This window comes from Pandoraea pulmonicola (genome assembly GCF_000815105.2).
Classification (GTDB): Bacteria; Pseudomonadota; Gammaproteobacteria; order Burkholderiales; family Burkholderiaceae; genus Pandoraea; species Pandoraea pulmonicola.
Map to the genome: position 1 here is coordinate 5,423,057 of NZ_CP010310.2, position 24,310 is coordinate 5,447,366.

General features: G+C 65.9%; 25 protein-coding genes and 1 riboswitch. Of the genes, 4 read left to right on the top strand and 21 right to left on the bottom strand.

The genetic code is table 11. The annotated features are described in order from the left end of the window. Window positions 1-17: 17 nt before the first annotated feature. The 14 genes from hisC to RO07_RS23450 form a co-directional block, all read right to left on the bottom strand. Window positions 18-1,082, bottom strand: coding sequence for a histidinol-phosphate transaminase (hisC, locus tag RO07_RS23385; RefSeq protein ID WP_039406245.1), 1,065 nt, complete (start codon window positions 1,080-1,082; stop codon window positions 18-20). 38 nt (window positions 1,083-1,120) lie between these two features. Next, window positions 1,121-1,684, bottom strand: coding sequence for a hypothetical protein (locus RO07_RS23390; protein ID WP_039406247.1), 564 nt, complete (start codon window positions 1,682-1,684; stop codon window positions 1,121-1,123). 1 nt (window position 1,685) lies between these two features. Next, a complete protein-coding gene (hisD, locus tag RO07_RS23395) occupies window positions 1,686-3,008 on the bottom strand; it encodes a histidinol dehydrogenase (RefSeq protein ID WP_039406249.1) in 1,323 nt (440 codons plus the stop codon). Continuing rightward, a complete protein-coding gene (gene hisG, locus RO07_RS23400) occupies window positions 3,005-3,685 on the bottom strand; it encodes an ATP phosphoribosyltransferase (RefSeq protein ID WP_039406251.1) in 681 nt (226 codons plus the stop codon). The genes hisD and hisG overlap by 4 nt, the downstream gene beginning before the upstream one ends. Continuing rightward, window positions 3,682-5,022 (bottom strand): UDP-N-acetylglucosamine 1-carboxyvinyltransferase, encoded by a 1,341-nt coding sequence (gene murA, locus RO07_RS23405; protein ID WP_115089022.1) that lies wholly within the window; start codon window positions 5,020-5,022, stop codon window positions 3,682-3,684. The genes hisG and murA overlap by 4 nt, the downstream gene beginning before the upstream one ends. Then, window positions 5,019-5,258 (bottom strand): BolA family protein, encoded by a 240-nt coding sequence (locus tag RO07_RS23410; RefSeq protein ID WP_039406252.1) that lies wholly within the window; start codon window positions 5,256-5,258, stop codon window positions 5,019-5,021. The genes murA and RO07_RS23410 overlap by 4 nt, the downstream gene beginning before the upstream one ends. 19 nt (window positions 5,259-5,277) lie before the next feature. Further along, a complete protein-coding gene (locus RO07_RS23415; protein ID WP_039406254.1) occupies window positions 5,278-6,045 on the bottom strand; it encodes an ABC transporter permease in 768 nt (255 codons plus the stop codon). Then, window positions 6,042-6,968: an ABC transporter ATP-binding protein gene (locus RO07_RS23420; RefSeq protein WP_039406255.1), complete on the bottom strand. Its 927-nt coding sequence runs from the start codon at window positions 6,966-6,968 to the stop codon at window positions 6,042-6,044. The genes RO07_RS23415 and RO07_RS23420 overlap by 4 nt, the downstream gene beginning before the upstream one ends. 353 nt (window positions 6,969-7,321) lie before the next feature. Next, a complete protein-coding gene (locus RO07_RS23425) occupies window positions 7,322-7,579 on the bottom strand; it encodes an STAS domain-containing protein (RefSeq protein WP_039406258.1) in 258 nt (85 codons plus the stop codon). A gap of 4 nt (window positions 7,580-7,583) precedes the next feature. Beyond that, entirely contained in the window at window positions 7,584-8,204 is a 621-nt protein-coding gene (locus tag RO07_RS23430) for an MlaC/ttg2D family ABC transporter substrate-binding protein (RefSeq protein ID WP_039406260.1), read from the bottom strand. 213 nt (window positions 8,205-8,417) lie between these two features. After that, window positions 8,418-9,326 carry an MlaA family lipoprotein gene (locus RO07_RS23435; protein WP_039406263.1) on the bottom strand — a complete coding sequence of 303 codons (909 nt, stop codon included), beginning with the start codon at window positions 9,324-9,326 and terminating at the stop codon, window positions 8,418-8,420. Window positions 9,327-9,331: 5 nt separating this feature from the next. Continuing rightward, on the bottom strand, window positions 9,332-9,856 hold the full coding sequence (gene mlaD, locus RO07_RS23440) for an outer membrane lipid asymmetry maintenance protein MlaD (protein WP_039406266.1): 525 nt from the start codon (window positions 9,854-9,856) through the stop codon (window positions 9,332-9,334). 54 nt (window positions 9,857-9,910) lie between these two features. Further along, a complete protein-coding gene (gene mlaE / locus RO07_RS23445) occupies window positions 9,911-10,678 on the bottom strand; it encodes a lipid asymmetry maintenance ABC transporter permease subunit MlaE (protein ID WP_039406269.1) in 768 nt (255 codons plus the stop codon). Continuing rightward, a complete protein-coding gene (locus tag RO07_RS23450) occupies window positions 10,675-11,484 on the bottom strand; it encodes an ABC transporter ATP-binding protein (RefSeq protein WP_418303730.1) in 810 nt (269 codons plus the stop codon). The genes mlaE and RO07_RS23450 overlap by 4 nt, the downstream gene beginning before the upstream one ends. 365 nt (window positions 11,485-11,849) lie before the next feature. On the opposite strand from RO07_RS23450, the gene RO07_RS23455 reads away from it, so the two are divergent. Then, window positions 11,850-12,347: a GNAT family N-acetyltransferase gene (locus RO07_RS23455; protein WP_039406277.1), complete on the top strand. Its 498-nt coding sequence runs from the start codon at window positions 11,850-11,852 to the stop codon at window positions 12,345-12,347. A 54-nt stretch (window positions 12,348-12,401) separates the two neighbouring features. Here RO07_RS23455 and RO07_RS23460 read toward each other — a convergent pair whose 3' ends face one another. From RO07_RS23460 to RO07_RS23475, 4 genes are read right to left on the bottom strand one after another with little or no spacing between them, the layout of a single operon-like run. Next, a complete protein-coding gene (locus RO07_RS23460; RefSeq protein WP_237171333.1) occupies window positions 12,402-13,607 on the bottom strand; it encodes a thiamine phosphate synthase in 1,206 nt (401 codons plus the stop codon). A 36-nt stretch (window positions 13,608-13,643) separates the two neighbouring features. Beyond that, window positions 13,644-14,489, bottom strand: a complete 846-nt coding sequence (locus RO07_RS23465; RefSeq protein WP_052266843.1) for a thiazole synthase — start codon at window positions 14,487-14,489, stop codon at window positions 13,644-13,646. Between the two features lies 1 nt (window position 14,490). After that, window positions 14,491-14,688 carry a sulfur carrier protein ThiS gene (gene thiS / locus RO07_RS23470; protein ID WP_039406280.1) on the bottom strand — a complete coding sequence of 66 codons (198 nt, stop codon included), beginning with the start codon at window positions 14,686-14,688 and terminating at the stop codon, window positions 14,491-14,493. Window positions 14,689-14,704: 16 nt separating this feature from the next. Then, on the bottom strand, window positions 14,705-15,835 hold the full coding sequence (locus RO07_RS23475) for an FAD-dependent oxidoreductase (RefSeq protein WP_039406281.1): 1,131 nt from the start codon (window positions 15,833-15,835) through the stop codon (window positions 14,705-14,707). A gap of 145 nt (window positions 15,836-15,980) precedes the next feature. After that, window positions 15,981-16,109, bottom strand: a riboswitch (TPP riboswitch). Window positions 16,110-16,404: 295 nt separating this feature from the next. Between RO07_RS23475 and RO07_RS23480 the strand changes: the two genes are divergently transcribed. The 3 genes from RO07_RS23480 (at window position 16,405) to RO07_RS23490 (ending at window position 20,461) form a co-directional block, all read left to right on the top strand. Next, window positions 16,405-18,225 (top strand): ABC transporter ATP-binding protein/permease, encoded by a 1,821-nt coding sequence (locus tag RO07_RS23480; protein ID WP_084072777.1) that lies wholly within the window; start codon window positions 16,405-16,407, stop codon window positions 18,223-18,225. A gap of 94 nt (window positions 18,226-18,319) precedes the next feature. Then, window positions 18,320-19,120: an SDR family NAD(P)-dependent oxidoreductase gene (locus RO07_RS23485; protein ID WP_052267461.1), complete on the top strand. Its 801-nt coding sequence runs from the start codon at window positions 18,320-18,322 to the stop codon at window positions 19,118-19,120. Window positions 19,121-19,201: 81 nt separating this feature from the next. Next, window positions 19,202-20,461, top strand: coding sequence for an MFS transporter (locus tag RO07_RS23490; protein ID WP_039406283.1), 1,260 nt, complete (start codon window positions 19,202-19,204; stop codon window positions 20,459-20,461). An 87-nt stretch (window positions 20,462-20,548) separates the two neighbouring features. Here the strand turns inward: RO07_RS23490 and RO07_RS23495 are convergent, their stop codons facing one another. The 3 genes from RO07_RS23495 to RO07_RS23505 all read right to left on the bottom strand — a co-directional run bounded on the left by RO07_RS23495 (window position 20,549) and on the right by RO07_RS23505 (window position 24,232). After that, window positions 20,549-21,472 carry an SMP-30/gluconolactonase/LRE family protein gene (locus tag RO07_RS23495; RefSeq protein WP_039406285.1) on the bottom strand — a complete coding sequence of 308 codons (924 nt, stop codon included), beginning with the start codon at window positions 21,470-21,472 and terminating at the stop codon, window positions 20,549-20,551. Further along, entirely contained in the window at window positions 21,469-22,293 is an 825-nt protein-coding gene (locus RO07_RS23500) for an NAD-dependent epimerase/dehydratase family protein (protein ID WP_039406287.1), read from the bottom strand. Before RO07_RS23500 ends, RO07_RS23495 begins: the two co-directional genes overlap by 4 nt. A 472-nt stretch (window positions 22,294-22,765) precedes the next feature. Then, window positions 22,766-24,232 (bottom strand): glutamate synthase subunit beta, encoded by a 1,467-nt coding sequence (locus tag RO07_RS23505; RefSeq protein ID WP_039406290.1) that lies wholly within the window; start codon window positions 24,230-24,232, stop codon window positions 22,766-22,768. Window positions 24,233-24,310: the final 78 nt, after the last annotated feature.

Below are 24,310 nucleotides of genomic sequence, written 5' to 3' on the forward strand. Positions count from 1 at the left end.
TCTCGTCGTATGGCTTGTTAGAGTGATGCGGCCAGGGCGTCGACCATCGCCGCATTCTCCGTGGGGGTGCCGACCGTCAGCCGCAGGCAATTGGCCAGCAACACGTGCATTTTACCCACGTTTTTGATCAGCACCTTGTGCGCGAGCAGCCCCGCGTGGGTTTTGTCGGCGTCGGGAACCCGAACGAGCAGGAAATTCGCGTCGCTGGGGAACACGGTCACCCCCGGCAGGGCTGCCACGGCGGCCGCCAGCCGGCCGCGCTCGTCCCGCAGCCCGGCCGCCTGCGCGTCGAGCACGTCGAGATGGTCGAGCATGAATTCGGCGCAGGCCTGCGTGAGCACGTTCACGTTGTACGGCGGGCGCACCTTGTCGAGCTGATCCAGCCATTCGGCGCTGCCCGCCACGTAGCCCAGGCGGATGCCGGCCAGGCCCAGCTTGGAGACGGTGCGCATGACCAGCAGATTCGGAAATTCCGGGAGCCGCGGCATCCAGGTCTTGCCCGCGAACGGCTGATAGGCCTCGTCGACGACCACCAGGCCGTGAGCGGCCGCGCGCACGAGCGTCTCGATGTCGGCATCGTCGAACAGGTTGCCGGTTGGGTTGTTCGGATAGGCCAGGTACACGACCGCGCCGGGATGTGCCGCAATGGCATCGAGCATGGCCGGCATGTCGAGCGAGAAGTCCGCGCGCAGCGGCACGCCCACGAACGCCACGCCCGCCAGACGCGCCGACACCTCGTACATCACGAAGCCGGGCATCGGGGCGATCACGGTCGCCCCGGGGCGCGCCGTGGCCACCGCGATCATGCTGATGATTTCGTCCGAACCGTTGCCCAGCAGCAGACTGGCGCCGGCCGGCACACCCATCGTGCGCGAGAGCTTCTCGAGCAGCGCCGCCGGACGCGGCGCTGGGTAGCGGTTGAGCGCCACGTCGGCCAGACGCTGGCCCAGCGCGGCGCGCAACGCGTCCGGCAAGCCGTACGGGTTCTCCATCGCGTCGAGCTTCAGGAAGCCGCTGGCATCGGGCACGGGGTACGTGCTCATGGCGAACACGTCGGAGCGAATCACTTGATCGACGGACATGGGGCGCGGGTTTCGGGGGTAGGCGTTGGGGGATGGGATCAGTTGAAAGCGAACGTCAGCATGCCGGCATCGGCGCCGTCGATCTTCACGCTGCAACGGCGGCCGGTCTCGACACTGCCCAGCGCGTCGGTGATGCGCTGCACGCGCACGCCCGTCTGCCAGGAAAGCGCCTGCGCCACCGCCGGGCTCACGCGCGCGGGCACCGCCTCGGCTTCGCAACGCATGGCGACGAGCCGGTTGCCGACACGACCGAACACACCATGCGCGACTTCTTCGTCGGTGCCGCGCAACGCGGTCTTGCCGTCGAGCCGCAACACGTAGACGTCGTTATCGAACGCCTGCCGGTGCACGCACACGGTCATGCGCTCGACGGACGCGCCGCCGACCGTGGCGTACCGGCAATAGTTGCCGGCCGCATGCGCCGTCGCGCCCGCACTAGCCCCCACGGCGAATACCGCGAACGCGGCCGCCATGCGCAGCGCCGCGCGATGCGGCAACGAGAACGAAAGGAAAGAGAAAGGAGCCGCGTTGGTGCGTGAGCGACGCCGGGCGGTCACCGGCGTCGTCTGGCAATACGCGGGCCGCAGGGCGTCGTCGCGCATGTCAGGACTCGTGATGCAGACGGTATTCGGCGCTGCGCGCATGCGCCTGCAGCCCTTCGCCGTATGCCAGTTCGGCCGCGATCTCGCCGAGCATGCGGGCGCCGCCCTCGCTCACTTCGATGAGGCTCGAACGCTTGATGAAGTCGTACACGCCCAACGGCGACGAGAAGCGCGCGGTGCGCGACGTCGGCAGCACGTGGTTGGGGCCCGCGCAGTAGTCGCCCAGACTCTCGCTCGTGAACTTGCCGAGGAAGATGGCGCCCGCGTGACGGATCCTGTCGCCCCATTGCTGCGGCGTCTCGGCCGAGATTTCGAGGTGCTCCGGCGCGATCAGGTTGGCGATCTCGCACGCTTCGTTCATGTCGCGCACCTTGATCAGCGCGCCCCGGCCTTGCAGCGAGGCGGCAATCACGTCGCGGCGCGGCATGTCGTCGATCTGGCGCTCCAGCGACGCGCGCACGCGGGCAATGTAGTCCGCATCCGGGCACAGCAGGATCGACTGCGCGAGTTCGTCATGCTCGGCTTGCGAGAACAGGTCCATCGCGACCCAGTCGGGGTCGGTCGTGCCGTCGCAGATCACGAGGATTTCCGACGGGCCTGCGATCATGTCGATACCGACCGTGCCGAACACGCGGCGCTTGGCCGCCGCGACGAAGGCGTTGCCCGGACCGACGATCTTGTCGACGGCCGGCACCGTCCCGGTGCCGTACGCGAGCGCACCGATCGCCTGCGCGCCACCGATCGTGAACACGCGATCGACCCCGGCGATGTGCGCCGCGGCGAGCACCAGCGGGTTCTGCACGCCGTCCGGCGTGGGCACCACCATGATGATGTCCTTCACGCCGGCCACACGCGCGGGAATCGCGTTCATCAGCACGGACGACGGATAGGCCGCCTTGCCGCCCGGCACGTAGATGCCCACGCGATCGAGCGGCGTGACCTTCTGGCCGAGCACCGTGCCGTCCGACTCGGTGTATTGCCAACTGTGGCTGCCGCACTCGATGCGCTGCTTTTCGTGATAGGCGCGCACGCGGGCCGCCGCCGCCTCGAGCGCCGCGCGACGCTTCGGCTCCAGGCTTTCGAGCGCCGCCGCCAGCGCCTCGGCGGGCAGTTCCAGCGCGGCCATGTCGGGCGCGCTCAGGCGGTCGAACTTGTTGGTATATTCGATGACGGCCGCGTCGCCGCGCGTCTTCACGTCGGCAAGAATTTCGGCAGCCGCGCGGTCGATGGCGGCGTCTTCGCTCGCCTCGAACGCCAAGACTTCACGCAGTTGCGCGTCGAAACCTTCGGCGACGGAGTCGAGATTGCGAATATCGAGTTTCATGCTTTTTGGCGGGAGGCCCGTTCGAAGGCATCCAGAATGGGCTGCAACGACTCGCGCTTGAGCTTGAGCGCAGCCTGATTGATCACGAGGCGGGACGAGATATCCATGATCTCCTCCACTTCCACCAGATTGTTGGCCCGCAGCGTGCCGCCGGTGCTCACCAGATCGACAATCGCGTCGGCCAGACCCACGAGCGGCCCCAGCTCCATCGAGCCGTACAGCTTGATCAGATCGACGTGCACGCCCTTGGCCGCGAAGTGCTCGCGCGCCGTCTGCACATATTTGGTCGCCACACGCAGGCGCGCACCCTGACGGACGGCATTCGCGTAATCGAAGCCCTTCGGTACAGCCACAGACATGCGACAGCGCGCAATGTTCAAATCGATCGGCTGGTACAGACCGCCGCCGCCGTGTTCGATGAGCACGTCCTTGCCGGCCACACCGAAGTCGGCGGCACCATATTGCACGTAGGTCGGCACGTCGGTCGCGCGCACGATGATCACGCGCAGATTCGGATCCGTGGTCGGCAGAATCAGCTTGCGCGAGGTCTCCGGGTCTTCCGTGACCTCGATGCCCGCGGCCGCGAGCAGCGGCAGCGTTTCCGTAAAGATACGCCCTTTCGAGAGCGCCAGCGTGAGCGGCTGACTGAGCGGCTGGGCCGGCTTGGCGGAACTCATGCAATCTCTCCCTGGCGTGCTTCGACACGCCGGATTCGCGCGCCCACGGCGCGCAACTTTGCCTCGATACGATGATAGCCGCGATCGAGGTGATGAATGCGGTCGACGAGCGTACGGCCCTCGGCCGTCAGGCCCGCCACGATCAGGCTGGCGGACGCCCGCAGGTCGGTCGCCATGACGTGCGCACCGGAGAGGCGTTCGACGCCCGAAATCCGCGCCGTGTTGCCTTCGATGCCGATATTCGCGCCCAGGCGCTGCAATTCCTGCACGTGCATGAAGCGGTTCTCGAAGATCGTCTCGACGACCTGCGACGCGCCCTGCGCAATGCAATTGAGCGCCATGAACTGTGCCTGCATGTCGGTCGGGAACGCCGGGTATTCCGACGTCCGGAAGCTCACGGCTTGCGCGCGTCGGTCCATCGTCACGCGCAGCCAATCCGCACCGGCGCTCACCGCCGCGCCCGTTTTACGCAATTTCTCGAGCACTGCGTCGAGCGTGCCCGGCGCCACGCGGCGCAGCGTGATGTCGCCACGCGTGGCCACCGCCGCGCACAGGAATGTGCCGGCCTCGATGCGATCGGGCACGACGTCGTGCGTGGCGCCGTGCAGGCGCGGCACGCCGGTCACCACCAGGCGGTCCGTGCCGATGCCCTCGATCTTCGCGCCCATCTTCACGAGCAAATGCGCCAGATCGGTCACTTCGGGCTCGCGCGCCGCGTTCGCCAGCACGGTCACGCCGTCGGCAAGCGTGGCCGCCATGAGCAGGTTTTCGGTGCCCGTGACGGTAATCATGTCGGTCACGAGCGTCTCGCCGCGCAAGCGCGCCGCGCGGGCGAGGATGTCGCCGTGCGTGAGCGTGATCTCGGCGCCCATCTTCTGCAGGCCCTTGATGTGCTGATCCACGGGACGCGCCCCGATCGCACAACCGCCTGGCAGCGAGACCCGCGCCTCGCCGCAACGCGCGAGCAGTGGACCGAGCACGAGGATCGACGCCCGCATGGTCTTGACCAGCTCGTAGGGCGCGGCGGGCTCGGTAATCTGCGACGCGTCGAGCGTCACCGATTCGCCGTGGCGCTCGACCTTCACGCCCATGCGCGCGAGCAGCGTGAGCATGGTGCGCACGTCGTGCAGGTCGGGCACATTGCCCAGCACCAGCGGCTCGGCCGTGAGCAGGCTCGCGCACAGGATCGGCAATGCCGCGTTCTTGGCGCCCGAAACGGTAATCTCTCCCGCCAGCCGCTCGCCACCTTCGATTTCCAGGTGGTCCGCGGCCACGCGCTCGCCGGCGCAGACCTCGCCGTTGCCGGCCGCGCCAGCGCTTTCTTGCGTAATCCTCATTGCGCCCGATACTCCGCCGGCGTGAGCGTCTTCATCGACAATGCGTGGATTTCCGCTTTCATGCGATCGCCGAGCGCGGCGTACACGAGCTGGTGACGGGCAATGAGGCGCTTGCCTTCGAACTGCGCGCTCACGATGGTCGCGAAGAAATGCTGGCCGTCGCCTTCGACGTCCACGTGTTCGCAAGCCAGGCCGGCTTCGATATATTGTTTGATTTGTTCAGGGGTGGGCAGCATTTGCCGATCCTAGGAAAGTTCAGTGACGCAGTTTGTAGCCGCGGCGCAGCAGGTGAAGCGCCACGGTTGCGAGAATCAGGAAAGTCGCGCCGACGACCGCGAGGCTCGTCTGCGGGGCAACGTCGGACACGCCGAAGAAGCCGTAGCGGAACCCGTCGATCATGTAGAAGAACGGGTTGAAATGCGAGACAGCCTGCCACAGCGGCGGCAGCGAGTGAATCGAGTAAAACACGCCCGCGAGAAACGTCGCCGGCATGATCAGGAAGTTCTGGAACGCGGCGAGCTGGTCGAACTTCTCCGCCCAGATCCCCGCGATCAGTCCCAGCGTGCCGAGAATGGCGGCGCCGAGGAACGCGAAGCCGAGAATCCACAGCGGCGCGGCGAACGTGAGATGCGTGAACGCCACCGTCACCGCGAACACCCCCAGCCCGACGCACAGCCCGCGCACCACGGCGGCGAGCACGTACGCGCCGTACATCTCCCAGTGCGAGAGCGGCGGCAGCAGCACGAACACGAGGTTGCCCGTGATCTTCGACTGGATCAGCGACGACGAACTGTTGGCGAACGCATTCTGCAGCACGCTCATCATCACCAGCCCCGGCACGAGGAAGGATGTGTACGTGATCTGGTCGTACACCTTCACGCGGTCCTCGAGCACGTGACCGAAGATCATCAGGTACAGCAGCGCCGTGAGCACCGGCGCGGCCACGGTCTGGAAGCTCACCTTCCAGAAGCGCAGCACTTCCTTGTAGAAGAGGGTGCGGAACCCAACGAAGCCGCCGATCATGCTGCCACCTCCTGCGCGCGCGAACCGGACATGATCTGCACGAACACGTCCTCCAGATCGGCCTTCTGAATGTCGATGTCCTCGACGATGCCGCCCGCCGCGCGGCAAGTGGCGAGAATCGATTCCACTTCGTCGCAGCCGGCCAGCCGCAAGGCGAACTGGTGAGCGTTCACGTCCGAGCCGTCGACCAGCAGCGGACGCAACTCGGCGGGCAACGTCCCCTGCCTGAAGCGCAGCACCAGGCGCGTACCGGCAAAGCGTTGCAGCAGCGAGGCGGTGCGCTCGAGCGCCACGACTTCGCCGCGCTTGAGCATGGCGATGCGGTCGCACAGCGTTTCCGCTTCTTCGAGATAGTGCGTGGTCAGCACGATGGTGTGGCCTTCGCGATTCAGGCGGGAGATGAACTTCCAGAGCGTCTGACGCAGTTCCACGTCGACCCCGGCAGTCGGCTCGTCGAGCACGATCACCGGCGGACGGTGCACGAGCGCCTGCGCCACGAGCACGCGACGCTTCATGCCGCCCGAGAGCTGACGCATGTTCGCTTCGGCCTTGTCGGTCAGATCGAGGTTGGCCATCACTTCGTCGATCCAGTCGTCGTTGCGCGTGAGCCCGAAGTAGCCGGACTGGATACGCAACGTCTCGCGCACGGAGAAGAACGGATCGAAGACGAGTTCCTGCGGCACCACGCCGAGCTTGCGGCGGGCGTTGCGATAGTCGCGCACGACGTCGTGGCCGAGCACGCTGATATTGCCGGCGTCGGCGCGCGCGAGGCCCGCGAGAATGCTGATCAGCGTGGTCTTGCCTGCGCCGTTCGGGCCGAGCAGACCGAAGAACTCACCTTCTTCGATCGAGAAGCTGACGCCCTTGAGCGCCTGCAACGCCTGATAGCGTTTTTTGACGTTACGGATTTCGATGGCGGCCATGGACTGCACGCACCCGTCGTTGCGAGTACGCCATTTTTGTTCTCCGGCCACGGCCGACCGTGTGCGCGGACCGCGGCAATCGCGGCGGCGCCGGCGGTGTCGGTGCCCGGATGGGGGGTAGCTGCCCAAAAGTCGGCAGAAAACCCCTGATTATAAAGGAAGCTGGTGGCGGCCGTGCTGATGGCGGTCCATCGACCCGCGGCCCTTGCCGCCACGACCGTCGGTCTCGCCGCCCTCGCCATGCATGCCCTCAACCGCGTCGGGTGCTCCGGTCCCGAGACGGATCGCCCGCGCATAAAAAAGCGCCGTCCGAAGACGGCGCCCCTGTGCCCGGCGGCAGTCCGGCCTGACGATCAGCTCGAGAGCAGATGGTCGACGCCGTACACCAGCGCGAGGCTGGCCAGCCCAGTCGGCAGGTTAGTGAACACCAACGTCTTGCCGCGCTGCGACGCGTGACGGCGCAAGGCGAGCAGCACGGCGATCGCCGACGAATCGAAGTGCTTGAGGCCGGCGCAGTCGACGTGGGTTTCGCCCGCGTCGATGCGATCGATGACCTGCGCGAGCACGTCGCCGGCGGTGTCGTGAGTGAGATCGGTCTGCAACGCGAGCATGCGCTTACTTGCCGCCCGCGAGTTGCTGGTTGCGCTCGGTCAGGAACTTGATCAGACCGTCGACGCCCGACTGGTTGACCTTCTCCGCGAACTGGTTGCGGTACGTCTGGATCAACCAGGCGCCCAGCACGTTCAGGTCATAGAGCTTCCATTCGCCGCTGGCCGTCTTGTACAGACGATAGTCGAGCTCGATCGGCTGACCGTTGTGGACCACGTCGGTGTACACCACGACGTCGGTATCGCTCGGCTGGCCACGGAACGGCTTGTAGTTGACCTGCTGGTCGCGGATCTGTGCAATGGCGCCGGCGTACGTGCGCAGCAGCAAGGTCTTGAACTGTTCGGTGAGCTGCTGGCGCTGCTGCGGCGTGGCGTTGCGCCAGGCGGCGCCGGTGGCGAGCTGCGTGGTCTTCGTGAAGTCGGCGTGCGGCATGATCTTCTGCTCGACCAGACGCGTGATGCTGTTCAGATCGCCCTTCTGGATGTTCGGGTCGCTCTTGGCCGCGGCCATCACTTCGGTCACGGTCTGCTTGACCAGGGCGTCCGGCGCCTGAGCCTGTGCCATGGCGGAGCCGGCGGCGGTATACGTCATGAATGCCATGACGGGAATGAGCCAGAACTTCTTCATTGTGGACTTCCTCTTTCGAGTGACGAGTGTTGCGCGTTTGGATACCCGCGTCGCGTCTGGAGTTCTCGGATTGACGGCAGCGTCGTGTAACAAACTGTTGCCCGTCGGGCCTGCCGACGGTGCAATGGGCATTGCGGAGAACGGCGCCGACTCGGCGAGCGATGCGTGCAGTTCGTGCACGCCTCTTCCGAATCGGCGTCGACGGACCCGCGCTCAGCGACGGAACGGCAGGCCGCCCGGCACCATCTTGCCCGGTACCGGCGAGCCTTGCGGCGCCTCCGACTCGGCCGGCGCGCTCGCACCCGAAGCCGGGGCTGCCGCACCTGCTGCCCCCGCCGAACCGGCCGGCATCGGCTGGCCGCCTGCACCGGCACCGGCACCCGCGGCTGCGGCGCCGGCGGCACCGTCCTCTTCGTAGTTCGGCAGTGCGGCGCTATTCGACGCACCACCGTTGATCAGGTACTTGCGGCGCGCCAGATAGGCGTCGCGCATGAACGAGTACGGATCGAGCGCGGCGGCGTCGAGCAGATTCGACGCGTCGAGCAGGTTGGCACGGGTATTGACGAGACGCACGCCGTAGAGCGAGTAGCTCACCCACTCCGGTTTGATGTACGACGTCGGGTCGATGAACATGTTGCCCGCCATGCCGACCGTGTCGCGCACCGTACTCGGGCCAAGCAGCGGCAGCACGAGGTACGGGCCGTCGGGCAGGCCCCACTTGCCGAGCGTCACGCCGAAGTCCTGGCTGTGCTTGGGCAGACCGGCGGGCGAAGCGAAGTCGATCAGGCCGCCGACACCGAACACGGTGTTGATGGTCAGGCGCATCAGATCCTGCACGGCGGCGGTGACTTCGAGCTGCAGCAGGTTGTTGGCGAAGTTGTAGACGTCGCCGACGTTCGAGAAGAAGTTCGTGACCATGTCGCGCGCCGGTTCCGGCACGACGAAGCGGTAGCCCTTGGCCACCGGGACCATGACAGTCTTGTCGAGCTTGTCATTGAACGTGTACATCGAACGGTTGAAACCTTCGATGGGGTCCGCGGGATTCGGGTTGGTGACAGTGGCGCAACCGGTCAGCGCCATCGCGCCGGCGGCCAGCACTGCCGAAGTACGGAAGCTGGTCATTTCTCTTATTTTCCTTGGGTTACCGTCGCTGCCGGTGCCGAGGCTGCCGCCGCGCCGCCCGTCTGGGCACCACCGGCGTCCGCCGCCTTGTTGTACAGAAATTGGCCTATCAGGTTTTCCAGCACGATCGCCGATTGCGTGAGCGTGATCGTATCACCGGCCTTGAGCATCTGGTCATCACCCCCGGCTTCCAGTCCGATGTACTGCTCGCCGAGCAAGCCCGAGGTCAGGATCTTGGCCGACGAGTCCTTCGGGAATTGGTATTGCGAATCGATGTTGAGCGTGACGTCGGCCAGATAGCGCTTGTCGTCGAACTTGATCGACGCCACGCGTCCGACCACCACGCCCGCGCTCTTGACCGCCGCGCGCGGCTTCAGGCCGCCGATGTTGTCGAAGCGAACCGTCACCGGATACGAGCTCGAGAACGACAGCGAGCTCATGTTGCCGGCCTTGAGCGCGAGAAAGAGCAGCGCCGCGAAGCCGAGAACCACGAACAGGCCGACCCAGAAGTCGAGGGGGTGTTTTTTCATTGTGTCAGTGTGCGCAAACTGTCTGTCGATAGGGTTGGCAGGCAAGCCGGTCCGTTAGCTGAACATCAGGGCCGTGAGCAGGAAGTCGAGACCGAGCACGGCAAGCGACGCCTGCACCACCGTGCGCGTGGTCGCACGCGAGACGCCCTCCGGCGTCGGCTGTGCCTCGAAACCCTGATACAGCGCGATAAACGTGACGGCGATACCGAAAACGAGGCTCTTGACCACACCGTTGGCGACATCCGACCAGACATCCACGCCGCCCTGCATCTGCGACCAGAACGCGCCGGAATCCACGCCAATCAACTGCACGCCCACGAGATAGCCGCCAAAGATACCCACCGCCGAGAAGATCGCCGCCAGGATCGGCATCGCGATCACGCCCGCCCAGAAGCGCGGCGCCACGACGCGTGCGATCGGGTCGATGGCCATCATCTCCATCGCGGTCAACTGCTCGCCCGCCTTCATCAGGCCAATTTCGGCCGTGAGCGACGTGCCGGCACGACCCGCGAACAGCAGCGCCGTGACCACCGGCCCGAGCTCGCGCACCAGCGAGAGCGCCACGAGCAGGCCGAGCGCCTGTTCCGAGCCGTACTTGTTGAGGGTGTAGTAGCCCTGCAGCCCGAGCACGAAGCCGACGAACAGCCCCGAGACCGCAATGATGACAAACGAATAGTTACCGACGAAATGAATCTGGTCGGTCACGAGTCGCGGGCGACGCAGCAGCGCGCCGCTCGACGCCAGCATGCGCAGGAACATGCGGGCGCCATATCCCAGGCGCTCCACGTGGCCGCGAACGAAACTGCCGATGGTGGTGATCATGCACGCGCTCCGATACCGAAATCTTCCGCGAGCGGCGGCGCGGGATACTGAAACTTCACGGGGCCGTCCGGCTGCGCGTCGATGAACTGACGCACCGTGGGATCGCTCGAGGCACGCAGCGCGTCGGGCGCGCCCTCGGCGGCGATACGGCCTTCACTGATGAAATAGATGTAGTCGGCAATGGCGAAGGTCTCCGCCACATCGTGCGACACGATGATCGACGTGGCGCCGAGCGCGTCGTTGAGCTTGCGGATCAGGTTCGCGGTGATGCCCATCGAGATCGGATCCAGGCCGGTGAACGGCTCGTCGTACATGACGAGGTCGGGATCGAGCGCAATCGTGCGCGCGAGTGCCACGCGGCGCGCCATCCCGCCCGAAATCTCGGCGGGCTTCATGTCGCGTGCACCGCGCAGGCCCACGGCGTTGAGCTTCATGAGCACCAGATCGCGGATGAGCGACTCGTCCAGTCGAGTGTGTTCGCGCAGCGGAAACGCCACGTTGTCGAACACCGTCATGTCGGTAAACAAGGCGCCGAACTGGAACAGCATGCCCATGCGGCGACGCAACCGGAACCAGCCGTCCCGATCGAGCGTCGACACGTCGGTGCCGTCGAAATCGACGCTGCCGCGGCTCGCATGCACCAGCCCGCCGATGAGGCGCAGCACGGTCGTCTTGCCACAGCCGGAGCCGCCCATGACCGCAATGACCTTGCCGCGGGGAAACCGCATATTCAACCCGGAAAGCACCAGACGTTCGCCATAGCCGAAGCTGACGTCACGCAGTTCGAGCAGATTTTCCGGATTCAGGGTGGGCACGTTACGGGTCTTATAGTGCGGCGCAAAACGCCAATTATAGGGGGGAATGCCGATCGATGCCGCTCACGGGCAGCCCGCCAATGCGAGTACCGGCGCCGTCGGGCGGCATTCTACAGGCCTTCGCGGATTCGCGATGGGACGTTCCGATGGCCGCAACGAACAAAAAGCCAGCGGCAGCAAGGACTTACCGCCGCTTGCACGGCGGCGGTGTTGCGCCGTTGCTACAATGTTCCGCTTGACGCAACGACCTGTTGACTCGGATGCCCTCCGCCAAACTCCCGCCTTTCGCACCTTCCTCTCCTTCCGGCCGCCCACAACCGCCCGCTGCCTGCGCCCCCGAATTTCAGATTCGTCCGATGCAGCCGAACGATCTTCCCCAGGTTCTGGCCGTGCAGGCGCAGGCGTACGGCGACGTCATGCTCGAATCGGAAGCGACGCTCGCATCGCGCCTGCGGCTCTCCCCCGAGACGTGCTGGGTCGCCGTCGACGCCGGCACGGCAGCGGAACCGCGCGTGGCCGGCTATCTGTTCACGCATCCGTGGCAGATCGCAGCGCCGCCGTCGCTCGATACCGTGCTCGACACACTGCCCGACTCTGCCGACTGCTGGTACGTGCACGACATGGCGCTGGCGCCCCGGACGCGAGGTGCGGGCGTCGCCAGCCGGCTCTACGCGGCCGCGCTCGCCTCGGCACGGAAATTGGGGTTGCAGACTTCCGCACTCGTTGCGGTGCAGCAATCGCATGGGTTCTGGGCGCGCTTCGGCTACGCCGCGGCGACGAACGTTTCGCCGATCATCGCCGCCAAGCTCGCCGGCTACGGCGAGGGCGCAGTGTTCATGACGCGTCGCCTGTAACACCATTTCGCCATCGCAGTCCGCAAGGCGACCGCATGTGACGTCGCCAGAACTTCACGCCCGCTTCGCAAACTCGCGTTGCATGCCCTTCACCGCGGCGCTCACGTCAGGCGCCTCGGTCACGGCACGCACGACGGCGGCACATCCCGCGCCGGTATCGAGCACATGAGGAAGATTGCCCGCGTCGATACCGCCGATGGCAACGAGCGGGTAATGCGGCGCGATGAGTTTCACGTAGCGCGCGAGCTTCGCCAATCCTTGCGGCGCGGTGGCGATCACTTTGGTCGTGGTCGGGAAGACCGCACCGACCGCAAGATAGCTCGGCCGAAAGTGATGCGCGGCCAGAATCTCGTAATAGCCGTGCGTGCTGATGCCGAGCCGCATGCCGCTCGCGTGCAGCGTCGCGACCTCGTCGGCCGAGAGCGCCGCCATGTCTTCCTGCCCCAGGTGAACGCCGTAGGCCTTGGCCTCGGCAGCCTCGCGCCAGTGATCGTTGATGAACCAGGCGCTGTCGTGCGTGACGCGCTTGCCGGCGGCCACCGTCCGAACGATCTGATCGCGCAGCTCCGGATGCGCCGGATCCTTGATCCGCAACTGCACCGTGCCGACCTGCAGATCGGCCATGCGCTCGCACCATGCGGCGTCGGGCAGCACGGGGTACAGGCCCAGACGCGCCGGGCATGGCGGAAAGTGCCCAGGCGATGGCGCCTGGCCGAGCACGACGGGGAATGTCTCGAGGACGGTCGGCCATTCGCCGAGCGTGGCGGCATCTTCCGTGCGGGCATGGCTGCCGTCGCTGCGCCATGCGCGCGCCAGCACCAGCGCATCGTGCGGCGCAAAGCCGCAGTCGAGGAACGCCGCGAACGCCGGGAAGAATGCCGGGTCGTCGACGCCGGCAATGCGATAGACCGCATCCGTTGTGTACAGGGTGTCTTCGGCATGCCCCTGGGCCATCGCGCGCGAGACGAGCACCACCGCACCCGCGGCGCGCCACACGTCGAGCTGCAACGATCCCGCACTTGCCAAACCTGACTCGTGCGCCGACGGTAGCGACAGCCAAACCACATCTCCCTTGCTTGCGCCAGCAGGCGGTTCGACGTGCAGACGCCAGGACGGCGCACTGTCCTCCGCGACCGATGGCCACGGCGCGAGTCGCGCACGAATCGCTTCGGCGGCTTGCTGCCACGCCATCACGACCGACGTGCCGGCAGGCAGACATTGCACGTGGGTAAGCTCGGCGGCGCGGACGGGCGTCGTCATCAAAGGTCCTTGTTCGACGGATTGGGGTGGGTTACGTCAGGCGCCTGTCTGGTGCCAGAACGGCACACCGACAACCGGTGTGCTCGCTTCGGCGCTCTCGCGCTCGGCCATCGGCCCGGCCAGCCACGCCGCACGCCCCGCCTTGATCGCGGTGGCGAATGCACCGGCCATCTCCACCGGTTGCGCGGCGAGCGCCACGGCGGTGTTGAGCAACACGCCGTCGAAGCCCCACTCCATCACCTGACAGGCGTGCGACGGCAGACCGAGGCCGGCGTCGACGATAAGCGGCGTGTCCGGCAGACGATCACGCAGCAGACGCAGCCCGTACGGATTGATCACGCCCTTGCCCGTACCGATCGGCGCCCCCCACGGCATCAGCGCCTGACAGCCCACGTCGAGCAGACGACGGCACAGCACCAGATCTTCCGTGCAGTACGGCAGCACCTTGAAGCCGTCGCGAATCAATTGTTCGGCGGCGGTCACCAGACCGAACGGATCGGGTTGCAGTGTGTAGTCGTCGCCGATCAGTTCGAGCTTGATCCAGTCGGTTTCGAAGACCTCGCGCGCCATTTGCGCGGTGGTCACCGCCTCCTGCACCGAGTGGCAGCCGGCCGTATTCGGCAGCACCGGCACCGCCAGACGTCGCAGCGTCTCCCAGAAGTGGCCTTCCGACGCCTGCGCACCCGTGCCCGAAAGCTGGCGGCGCAGCGCCACCGTCACCATGCCCGGACGGGCGGCGTCGATGGCGTCGTTAAGCACCTGCAGCGACGGGTAGCGCGCCGTGCCGAGCAGGAAGCGACTGCCGAAGCGGGTGTCGTACAGCGTGAGGGCGTCGCGCGCGCTGCCCGCGGCCACGTTGGCCGATTCCGTGAATGCGTTCATCTCAGCCTCCAGCCACCGGTTGCACGACGTCGATCCTGTCGCCATGCGCGAGCGAGCGCGCGGCGTATTGCGTCTTGGGCACGAATTGCCCGTTGACCGCCGCCGCGAACGGCGGCTTGGCGCCGTAGGCGGCCAGCGCCTCGGCCAGCGTCGCCGTCTCGGCCACGCTCAGTGTCTGTTGATTGATATGGATGTCCATCGCGTACCGCTCCCTCTCATGCCAGGCGGAACAGATCCGGCCACGGCCGGCCCGCTCGCCACGTCTCCCAGTCGAACGCGTACCCGGGTCCCGTCGGCGCGCCCGTCGTTTGCATCAATGCCTGCGCCAGCGCACACGCCTCGCCCGTCACCGCCGGCGCAAGAAGATAACCGTGGCGATACAGGCCGTTCAGGCGCAGCACCCGCTTGCCGTCCCACTGCACGCGCGGCAAATGGTCGGGCAGCGCCGGCCGGCAATTCACGTTCAGCTCGACGATGCGCGCCTCGCCGAACGCCGGATTCAGCGAATGCGCCGCCGACAGCAGCTCGAGTGCGGAGCGCACCGTCATCGGCGACATGTCCTCCGACTCGAGCTCGGTCGCACCGATCACATACAGATCGTTTTCCTTCGGCGCGATGTAGATCGGATAGCGCGGATGCAGCAGGCGCACCGGGCGGCGCAGACCGACGCCGGGTGCGTGAATGCGCGCCACTTCGCCACGCACGCCCCGCAGTTGCGTGAGGAGACCGCGCGCACCGAGGCCACGGCAGTCGATGACGAGGCCCGCGTCCGGATAGGCGCCTTCGTCGATTTCGGTATGCCAGTGCAGGTCCGCACCGGCCTTTCCCAGGCCGGCCGCCAGCGCGCGCAACAGTTGACGGTTGTCGAGCTGGCCCTCGTTGGGCAGCAGCCAGCCTTCCTGGAAACGACCCGCGAGCGCGGGTTCGACCTCGCCCAATTGCGCGCCAGACACACGCTCCACACCACCGCGCAGCAATTCGGGCGGGGCGTTGGCGCGCATGCGTCGATCGAACATCACCGCCTCCGCGCGATCGGGCTGGTGCCAGACGACGAGCGTGCCGTTGCGCTGGAAAAACACAGGCTCGGGCAGACCGTCGATCAGCGACGGCCAACGCTCGAGGCCCGCCGCGCCCATCTCGACGATGCTCGGTTCGGCCACGGCGGCCTCGGCCAGCGGCGCGAGCATGGCCGCGGCGACCCAGCCGGCCGCGGAGGAACCGTCGGCGTCGCCGCGCTCGTAGAGCGCCACGCGCGCGCCGGCGCGAATCAGTTGCCACGCGAGCAGACGGCCGGACAGACCGCCGCCGAGCACCGCGACGTCGGGATGCAAGGGCGAAGCGCTCATACGCGCACCGCCACGCGGGCCGTCACGGCGCACAGGCACGCAGAGGTATTCGAAGGAAAAATCGCAGGGACTTGCGAAAGGCAGCGCATGGGGTCCTTTCCTCATGAAAGCAAAAGGACGAAACGGTGTTGGACACCTTACCCCACTGGAGGAGTCGGAAACTTCCCACGCCGGTATTACCCGGGTCGGGTGCAAAGGGTCTCTCTCAGCCCCGTGTCACTCGTTACGCATGGTTCACACCCGCGTTCGGCACGGAGCACCCCTGTTTCGCCCGCAGCCATTACAACATAGATGCCGACGCCCGTGCAAGCTGGCCTTCCGGGCGGTTGCACGCTCATCGCGTCTCGTTTTTTGACGAATCCCCGGGGTCTCGTAACAGCACGTAAACTGAATTCCGGCGGCACGCGGGTTTCGGGCCGGAATTCATGCAACGCACCATCGAAAACGGTGATCAAATTAATCGTCGGACAGCAGCAAATCCGGGCGTGGCGCTCCTTCGTCCCGAGATCGCTGCCCACAGGCGTCCCCAATAACACGTTGCATCACAGCGGCAGCACCGCCAGACGATCATGGCCCACACGCCGAAGCCTTCCCTGCCCGCCGGCACGTCGCCGGCCAATGACCCCGCCACGCCCCCACCGAAGCCTCCGAGCGCCTGGCAGTTGATCCGCCCCTATTGGGTGTCGGAAAAGCGCTGGGAGGGGCGACGGCTTCTGGCGCTGGTCATCGTGCTGAACCTCGCGGTGGTGTTCATCAATGTGCGACTCAACGCCTGGAACGCGGGCTTCTACGACGCGCTCGACAAGCGCAACTGGCCGGTCTTCAGGTCGTCGCTCGCCGAATTCGCGATCCTCGCCTTCAGCTTCATCATCATCGCGACGTTTCGCACCTACTTCCGGCAGATGCTGGAAATCAGATGGCGACAGTGGGTGACCGACACCAACCTGACGAAGTGGTTTGCACGGCAGGCGTACTACCGTATCGAGCGCGATCATCTCGCGGACAACCCCGACCAACGTATTTCGGAAGACATCCGCACGCTCGTCAGCTCGTCGCTGTCGCTTTCGCTCGATCTGCTCACCACGCTCGTTTCGCTGTTCTCGTTCGTGACCATTCTGTGGACGATTTCGGGCGCCGTGTCGTTCGCCCTCGGCGGCATGAACATCACGATTCCGGGCTACATGGTCTGGGTCGCGGCGCTGTACGCGATCGTGGGCTCGTTCTTCATTTTCAAGGTCGGCCGCCCGCTCGTCGGCCTGAGCTATCGTCAGCAACAGGTCGAGGCTGATTTTCGTTTCCTGCTGGTGCGTCTGCGCGAGTCGGCCGAGCAGGTCGCGCTCTATCGCGGCGAAGGCGCCGAGCTCTCGCGGCTGAAGTCGGCCTTCGGCGCCGTGCGCGACAACTGGTGGCAGATCATGGTGGTGACCAAGCGCCTGATCTTCGCGAATTCGATCTACGCGCAGATCGCCATCGTGTTCCCGATCATTGCCGCCGCACCCCGCTACTTCGCCGGCGCCTTCACGCTGGGCGTACTCATGCGCCTCATCGACGCCTTCGGACAAGTCAGCGATGGCTTCTCGTGGTTCGTGAACAGCTTCGCGACATTGGCCGAGTGGAAAGCCACGGTCAACCGTCTGCGCGAATTCACGCGCGTCATCGACGAGCCGCCGCGCCAAGGCGGCATCTCGGTCGTCGCCACGCAGGCGGACTCGCACGCGAGTGCCTATGCGGCGACGGATCTCCGTCTCGCGCTGCCCAATGGCGCACCGCTCGCCACCGCCGGTTCGTTCGCGTTCACCCCCGGATCGCGTTGGCTCGTCCGCGGACGGTCGGGCTGCGGCAAGAGCACGCTGCTGCGCGCGCTGGCCGGCTTGTGGCCATTCGGCGACGGGCGCGTGGACGTTCCCGCCGGCGCGCGCGTGCTGTTCCTTTCGCAACAGAGCTATTTGCCCATCGACACTCTGAAGGCCGCGCTCGCGTTCCCGTCGTCGCCGGAGACATTTACCGACGCCGAGTGCCGCGACGCGTTGGTCGCCGTGAATCTCGGCCAGTACGTGGATGACCTGCAAACGGTCGCCCACTGGGCGCGGCGCCTCTCGGGCGGCGAGCAGCAACGGCTCGCCGCTGCGCGAGCGTTGCTGCAAAAGCCCGACTACCTGTTCCTCGACGAGGCCACCAGTGCGCTCGACGTGGAAACCGAGGAGGCCGTATACAGCGCGCTGCATGCCAACCTGCCGACGACGACGATGGTCAGCGTGGCGCATCGCGAAACGCTCGCGCGCTTCCATCAGCACACCATGACGCTGCGCGGTGCGATCGACCCCGAGCCCATCAAGCCTGACGAGCCCGTCAAACCCGTCGACCCGTCGCACGCCGTCGGCGCGGCGTAGTTCGTTCACCTGCTAAATAATATTGACGCGCCTGTCCCGGAGCACAGGGGGTTTGGCATAATCACGAGCACCCTAGGCATTGCACGGGCTCATCGTGACCACCCTCACCTCCTCGTCCGGCACCTCCGACGCGAGCACCGGCCGGACCATCGTCGTCACCGGCGCCGCTTCTGGCATCGGCGCGGCCATCGCCCTCCGGCTCGCCTCTCCCGACACCCGCCTCCTCCTGCACACACGCGGCGCCTCCGACGCCAGTCAAGCGCGACTCGTCGACGTTCGACAGGCATGCGAGGCAGCCGGTGCGCAATGCGCGATCTGGCTGGGCGATCTCACCGACGCCTCGGCGGCCACGCAATTGATCGACGCCGCACACGACGCCTTCGGCGCCGTCGACCAGATCGTGAGCAATGCCGGCTTCGCCACGCGTGAGCGCGTGGCCGATATCGACGCCGACGCGTTCGCCCGCACCCTCTCGGCGATGCCGGGCGCGTTCGCCGCGATGCTGCGTGCGGCGCTGCCCGACCTGCAGCGTTCGACGTGCGCCAGCGTCGTGGCGGTCAGCTCGTTCGTCGCGCATCGTTTCGCGCCGAACCAGGCCGGCTTCCCCGCGACCGCGGCCGCCAAGGCGGCAATCGAGGCGCTCGCGAAGAGCGCCGCCGCCGAATACGCGCGCGCTGGCGTGACGATCAACTGCGTCGCCCCCGGTTACACGCGCAAGGACAGCGGTCACTCGGCGATCGACCCAACCGCATGGCAACGCGCGGCCGACGCCACACCGACGGGGCGTCTTTGCGAGCCCGACGACATCGCCGCGCTGGCCGTCTTCCTGCTCGGTCCGCACGCGCGACAGATCACGGGACAGGTGATTCACGTCGACGGCGGACTGACACTCTGAACAGGCGCCGGCACGAGCGCCAGACCACAAAAAACCAACGTCACACATAACGACAAGCACGCGATCCACCGAGGAGTCTTCATGGCATTCTTTTCCTGGTTCAAGGAACTCAACACGAAGGAGCGCAAGGCCCTCTATGCGGGCTTCGGCGGCTACGCCGTCGACGCGTTCGACTTCATGATCTATTCGTTCCTCATCCCCACGCTCATCGCCGCCTGGGGCATGTCGAAGAGCGAAGCCGGCATGATCGCGACGAGTTCGCTGATCTCGTCGGCCATCGGCGGATGGCTCGCGGGCATTCTCGCGGACCGCTACGGCCGCGTGCGCGTGCTGCAGTGGACGATCGCCACCTTCTGCCTGTTCACGTTCCTCTCGGGTTTCACGCATTCGTTCTGGCAGCTGCTCATCACACGCACACTGCAGGGCGTCGGCTTCGGCGGCGAATGGACGGTCGTCACCATGATGATGGGTGAGATGATCCGCTCGCCGCAGCATCGTGCGAAGGCGGTCGGCACCGTGCAAAGCAGCTGGTCGGTCGGCTGGGGCGCCGCCGCGCTGCTCTACTGGTTCTTCTTCGCCGTGTTCGACGCCGACACCGCATGGCGCGCCTGCTTCTGGATCGGCATCGTGCCCGCGCTGTGGATCACGTACGTGCGTCGCAACGTGTCGGACCCGGAGATCTTCACGCAAACGCGCAAGCAAGTCGCCGAGGGCGCGCTCAAGGGCAACTTCGCGCAGATCTTCGCCCCCGCGCATGTGAAGACGACAATCCTCGGCAGCTTGTTGTGCAGCGGCATGCTCGGTGGCTACTACGCCATCACGACGTGGCTGCCCACGTACCTGAAGACGGAGCGCGGACTGTCCGTCTTCAACACCAGCGCGTATCTCATCGTGCTGATCGTGGGCTCGTTCGTCGGTTACATCGTCGGCGCGATCCTGTCCGACAAGTTCGGGCGTCGCGCCGCGTTCGTCTTCTTCGCCGTGGCGTCGTTCCTGCTCGGCATGGCCTACACGATGCTGCCGATCACCGACGGCGCCATGCTGCTGCTCGGCTTCCCGCTGGGCATCGTGGTGCAAGGCATTTTCGCTGGCATCGGCGCATATCTGACGGAACTGTATCCGAACCATATCCGCGGCTCTGGGCAGGGCTTCTGCTACAACCTCGGTCGCGGGATCGGCTCGTTCTTCCCGATCGCCGTCGGCATGCTCGCGCAGACCGGCTCGCTCGTGAAGGCGATCGGCATCGTCGCCGGGGGCGGCTACCTGCTCGTGGTGGTGTGCGCGCTACTGTTGCCGGAGACGCGCGGCAAGGCACTCACGGCGGCCGAGCCGGCGCACTGAAGACGTCGGCGCATCGGGCAGGTCGGACGCCCGGTGCGCGCCGCTTATCGACTGCCGCGCGGCGTCGCGACCGTTATCCTCCCCCGCCTACGCGCCTGCCGCCGGCAACGCCCCCGCAAAGGACACCTCCGGAAGTCCTTTCACGCCGCAGCGCACGGCAAAGACGTGGCCGTCCTGTTCGTTCGCGCCCGTGCCGGGGCGGATCGACGTCACGAACAGCGTGTCGAAGTCGCGCCCGCCGAACGCGCACATCGACGGCTTCGACACCGGCAACACGATCTCGCGATCCAGTTCGCCCGCCGGTGTGAAACGCAGCAGGCGACCGCCGTCGTTGGCGCACGTCCAGTAGCCTCCGTCCGCATCGACCGCGGCGCCGTCCGGCCGCCCCGGATATCGATTCATGTCGACGAACAGACGCCGCGCGCTGATCGCGCCGCTCGCGGCATCGAAATCGTACGCCCACACGCGCCGGCGCGCGGGATGCGAATCACTCAGATACATGGTGCGGCTGTCGGGCGAGAAGGCCAGGCCGTTCTGCGTCACGAGTCCATCGACCAGCGGCGCGGACAAGCGGCCCTGGGCATCGAAACGGAACAGCGAACCGGCGTCGCTCGCGAGCGACATGTCCTGCACCATCGTGCCGGCCCAGAAGCGGCCCTGACGATCACAACGACCATCGTTGAAGCGCATGCCCGCCGCCGGGAACACCGGGGCGGCCAGTCGCTGCCATTGCGCTGCGCCAACATTCGCGCCTTCACCCAGCGCAGCCGCGAACAACCCCGTCTCGGCGCCCGCGAGCAGCGTGCCCGACGCATCGAACGAGAAGCACGCCACCTGCTCGGGGAACGTCCATTGACGATGCACGCCGTCGGCCGGCGTCACACGGTGCAGTTGCTTCGCGGGGATGTCGACCCAGTACAGCGCCTGCTCGTCGACACGCCACAGCGGACTCTCGCCCACAGCGTACGGCGCCTGTCGCGACGGCTCGAGCCGCTCGATCGACACGCTCACGCCTTGGGCTCCATCGGCCCGAGCAGCACGAACGGCCCGCCCTGGTAGCGCTGCGTCCAGTCGTCCATCCGCGGGTCGGGCGCCTTGGGCGGGAACAAGCCGGCAAACTCGGCCGAGCTGTCCTGCGGACGGTAGCCGAGGAACGCCGCCTTGGTGTTGTCGACCCACAGCGTCGGGTTGTTCGACACCCCGTAGACGATCGCATGCCCCACACGGTTCGTGAACAGCGAGCAACGCACGAGCTCGACGAAATCGCGATAGCTCAGGTACGTCACCATCATGCGTGGATTCTTCGGTTGCTCGAACGATGAACCGATGCGCAGGCACACTGTCTCCAGACCGAAGCGATCGAAGTAGTAGCGCGACAGATCTTCGCCGAAGCACTTCGAGATGCCGTACATGCCGTCCGGGCGATGCGGCGCGTCCACATCGAGCACTTCAGTGACCGGGTGGAAGCCGACCGCGTGGTTCGAACTCGCGTAGACAATGCGCTTCACGCCTTGCTTCTGCGCCGCGCTGTAGACGTTGTAGAGCCCCAGGATGTTGGCTTGCAGGATGTCGTCGAACGGCGCTTCGACCGAGATGCCGCCCAGATGCACCAGAGCGTCAACGCCTTCGAGCAGTGCATGCACGGCGGCGCGGTCGGCAAGATCCACCTGCATCGCTTCTTCATACGGCGCGTCGGCCGTGATCGGCACGATGTCGCTCACGCGCACGATGTCCGCCCATTCGGCAAGCTTGCCACGCAATTGTTTGCCGAGGTTGCCCGCCGCGCCCGTCAACAGCAGACGGCGATACGGTTTGCCGGAAGTCTGACTCATGTCACTCCTTGTTCATCGCTAAATCGCCATGCACGTCACGGTGCGTCGCCACACCTGGAGAGGCATCCTACGTTAGACGATGTACGATGACAAGGCTCGAAAGTCGTGTTTACGGATAATCCCTAGGGTCTGTCGTCAGCTTTTTCTTTTCGAACATTGGCCTATTATAGCGAAGCTGGCACATAGGGGAAGTGTTTTCCCGCGTGGCGAGGCATCACCGAAAATCTCATGTTGTATGACATCTTATATTATGAGAATTTTCACGCCTCGCCGAGAAGGCCAAACGCAGCCATTCCCCCGGAGAAGGAAGGAAAAAACCGCCCGGACGTTGCCATCCGGGCGGTTTCTTCACAGCGACGCGGCGGCCTACCACCGCGCCTCCTCCTCTCAACTTCTCCCTGCCCCGTATTCACGTAGTTTCGGCAGATCCAACCCGCGCACACCGACGAGCATGCGATGACGCGTTTGATGCTCAGCGCGGCAGTTCGGAATGGCCCATCAGGAATTCATCGACGGCGCGCGCGCACTGGCGGCCTTCGCGAATCGCCCACACCACCAACGACTGACCACGACGCACGTCGCCGGCTGCAAACACCTTCGGCAGGTTCGTCGTGTAGGCGCGCTCGCCTTCCGTCGAGGCGCGCACGTTGCCGCGCGCATCCTTGTCCACACCGAAGGCGTCGAGCACGGTCTGCAGCGGCGAGACGAAGCCCATCGCGAGCAACACCAGATCTGCCTTGAGCTCGAACTCCGAGCCCGCGACTTCCTGCATCTTGCCGTCCTTCCATTCGAGACGCACCGCGATGAGCTTCTCGACCTTGCCGTTCTTGCCTTCGAAGCGCTTGGTGGCGACCGACCAGTCGCGCTCGCAGCCCTCTTCGTGGCTCGACGAGGTGCGCAGCTTGGTCGGCCAGTACGGCCACACCATCGGCTTGTTCTCCTGCTCGGGCGGCTGCGGCAGCAGTTCGAACTGCGTGATGCTCTTTGCGCCATGGCGATTCGACGTACCCACGCAGTCGGAGCCGGTGTCGCCACCGCCGATCACGATGACGCTCTTGCCCGTGGCTACCAACTGCTTGGCCAGCTTGTCGCCGGCGTTGATCTTGTTCTGCTGCGGCAGGAATTCCATCGCGAAATGGATGCCGTCGAGCTCGCGGCCCGGCACCGGCAGATCGCGCGGCTGTTCGGCGCCGCCGGCGATGACCACCGCGTCGAACTGCGCCTGCAACTGCTCCGGCGAAATCGTCTCTTTGGAGAAGTTGTTGATGTGGCCTTCCGGTGCGTCCTTGCCGATGTACACGCCGGTGCGGAAGGTCACGCCCTCGGCTTCCATCTGGCGCATGCGGCGATCGATCAGCCACTTCTCCAGCTTGAAGTCGGGAATGCCGTAGCGCAGCAGGCCGCCGACGCGATCGTTCTTCTCGAACACGGTCACGTCATGACCGGCGCGCGCGAGCTGTTGCGCCACCGCCAGACCGGCGGGGCCGGAGCCGACCACGGCGACCGTCTTGCCGGTCTTGTGTTTCGCCGGCTGCGGCTCGACCCAGCCTTCGCTCCACGCCTTGTCGATGATGGCGTGCTCGATCGACTTGATGCCGACCGCGTCGCTGTTGATGTTCAGCGTGCAGGCGGCCTCGCACGGCGCCGGACAGATGCGGCCCGTGAACTCGGGGAAGTTGTTCGTCGAGTGCAGCACCGAGATCGCCGACTTCCAGTCCTGGCGATACACCAGATCGTTGAAGTCGGGAATGATGTTGTTGACCGGGCAGCCGTTGTTGCAGAACGGAATGCCGCAGTCCATGCAGCGTGCGCCCTGCACCTTTGCCTGATCGTCGGAGAGCGCGAGCACGAACTCCTTGTAGTGCTTCACGCGTGCCAGCGGTGCTTCGTAAGACTCGCTCTGGCGCTCGAATTCGAGAAAACCTGTGACCTTGCCCATGTTTCTTCAGTCGGAAAGTTTTGTGGTTACCGTGCCTCGTCCGCGCGCGGCACGCCGCGGGGCCCTCACCCCGTGGCA

Excerpts from the sequence above, each read along its gene's own strand:
- mlaD (WP_039406266.1), bottom strand. The coding sequence starts at position 9,856 with ATGAAAAAACACCCCCTCGACTTCTGGGTCGGCCTGTTCGTGGTTCTC.
- hisD (WP_039406249.1), bottom strand. The coding sequence starts at position 3,008 with ATGAAACTCGATATTCGCAATCTCGACTCCGTCGCCGAAGGTTTCGAC.
- RO07_RS23500 (WP_039406287.1), bottom strand. The coding sequence starts at position 22,293 with ATGAGTCAGACTTCCGGCAAACCGTATCGCCGTCTGCTGTTGACGGGC.
- RO07_RS23505 (WP_039406290.1), bottom strand. The coding sequence starts at position 24,232 with ATGGGCAAGGTCACAGGTTTTCTCGAATTCGAGCGCCAGAGCGAGTCT.
- RO07_RS23430 (WP_039406260.1), bottom strand. The coding sequence starts at position 8,204 with ATGAAGAAGTTCTGGCTCATTCCCGTCATGGCATTCATGACGTATACC.
- RO07_RS23465 (WP_052266843.1), bottom strand. The coding sequence starts at position 14,489 with ATGAACGCATTCACGGAATCGGCCAACGTGGCCGCGGGCAGCGCGCGC.
- RO07_RS23455 (WP_039406277.1), top strand. The coding sequence starts at position 11,850 with ATGCAGCCGAACGATCTTCCCCAGGTTCTGGCCGTGCAGGCGCAGGCG.
- hisC (WP_039406245.1), bottom strand. The coding sequence starts at position 1,082 with ATGTCCGTCGATCAAGTGATTCGCTCCGACGTGTTCGCCATGAGCACG.
- RO07_RS23490 (WP_039406283.1), top strand. The coding sequence starts at position 19,202 with ATGGCATTCTTTTCCTGGTTCAAGGAACTCAACACGAAGGAGCGCAAG.
- RO07_RS23480 (WP_084072777.1), top strand. The coding sequence starts at position 16,405 with ATGGCCCACACGCCGAAGCCTTCCCTGCCCGCCGGCACGTCGCCGGCC.
- RO07_RS23425 (WP_039406258.1), bottom strand. The coding sequence starts at position 7,579 with ATGCTCGCGTTGCAGACCGATCTCACTCACGACACCGCCGGCGACGTG.
- RO07_RS23475 (WP_039406281.1), bottom strand. The coding sequence starts at position 15,835 with ATGAGCGCTTCGCCCTTGCATCCCGACGTCGCGGTGCTCGGCGGCGGT.
- mlaE (WP_039406269.1), bottom strand. The coding sequence starts at position 10,678 with ATGATCACCACCATCGGCAGTTTCGTTCGCGGCCACGTGGAGCGCCTG.
- RO07_RS23390 (WP_039406247.1), bottom strand. The coding sequence starts at position 1,684 with ATGCGCGACGACGCCCTGCGGCCCGCGTATTGCCAGACGACGCCGGTG.
- thiS (WP_039406280.1), bottom strand. The coding sequence starts at position 14,688 with ATGGACATCCATATCAATCAACAGACACTGAGCGTGGCCGAGACGGCG.
- RO07_RS23435 (WP_039406263.1), bottom strand. The coding sequence starts at position 9,326 with ATGACCAGCTTCCGTACTTCGGCAGTGCTGGCCGCCGGCGCGATGGCG.
- RO07_RS23415 (WP_039406254.1), bottom strand. The coding sequence starts at position 6,045 with ATGATCGGCGGCTTCGTTGGGTTCCGCACCCTCTTCTACAAGGAAGTG.
- murA (WP_115089022.1), bottom strand. The coding sequence starts at position 5,022 with ATGAGGATTACGCAAGAAAGCGCTGGCGCGGCCGGCAACGGCGAGGTC.
- hisG (WP_039406251.1), bottom strand. The coding sequence starts at position 3,685 with ATGAGTTCCGCCAAGCCGGCCCAGCCGCTCAGTCAGCCGCTCACGCTG.
- RO07_RS23420 (WP_039406255.1), bottom strand. The coding sequence starts at position 6,968 with ATGGCCGCCATCGAAATCCGTAACGTCAAAAAACGCTATCAGGCGTTG.
- RO07_RS23460 (WP_237171333.1), bottom strand. The coding sequence starts at position 13,607 with ATGACGACGCCCGTCCGCGCCGCCGAGCTTACCCACGTGCAATGTCTG.
- RO07_RS23410 (WP_039406252.1), bottom strand. The coding sequence starts at position 5,258 with ATGCTGCCCACCCCTGAACAAATCAAACAATATATCGAAGCCGGCCTG.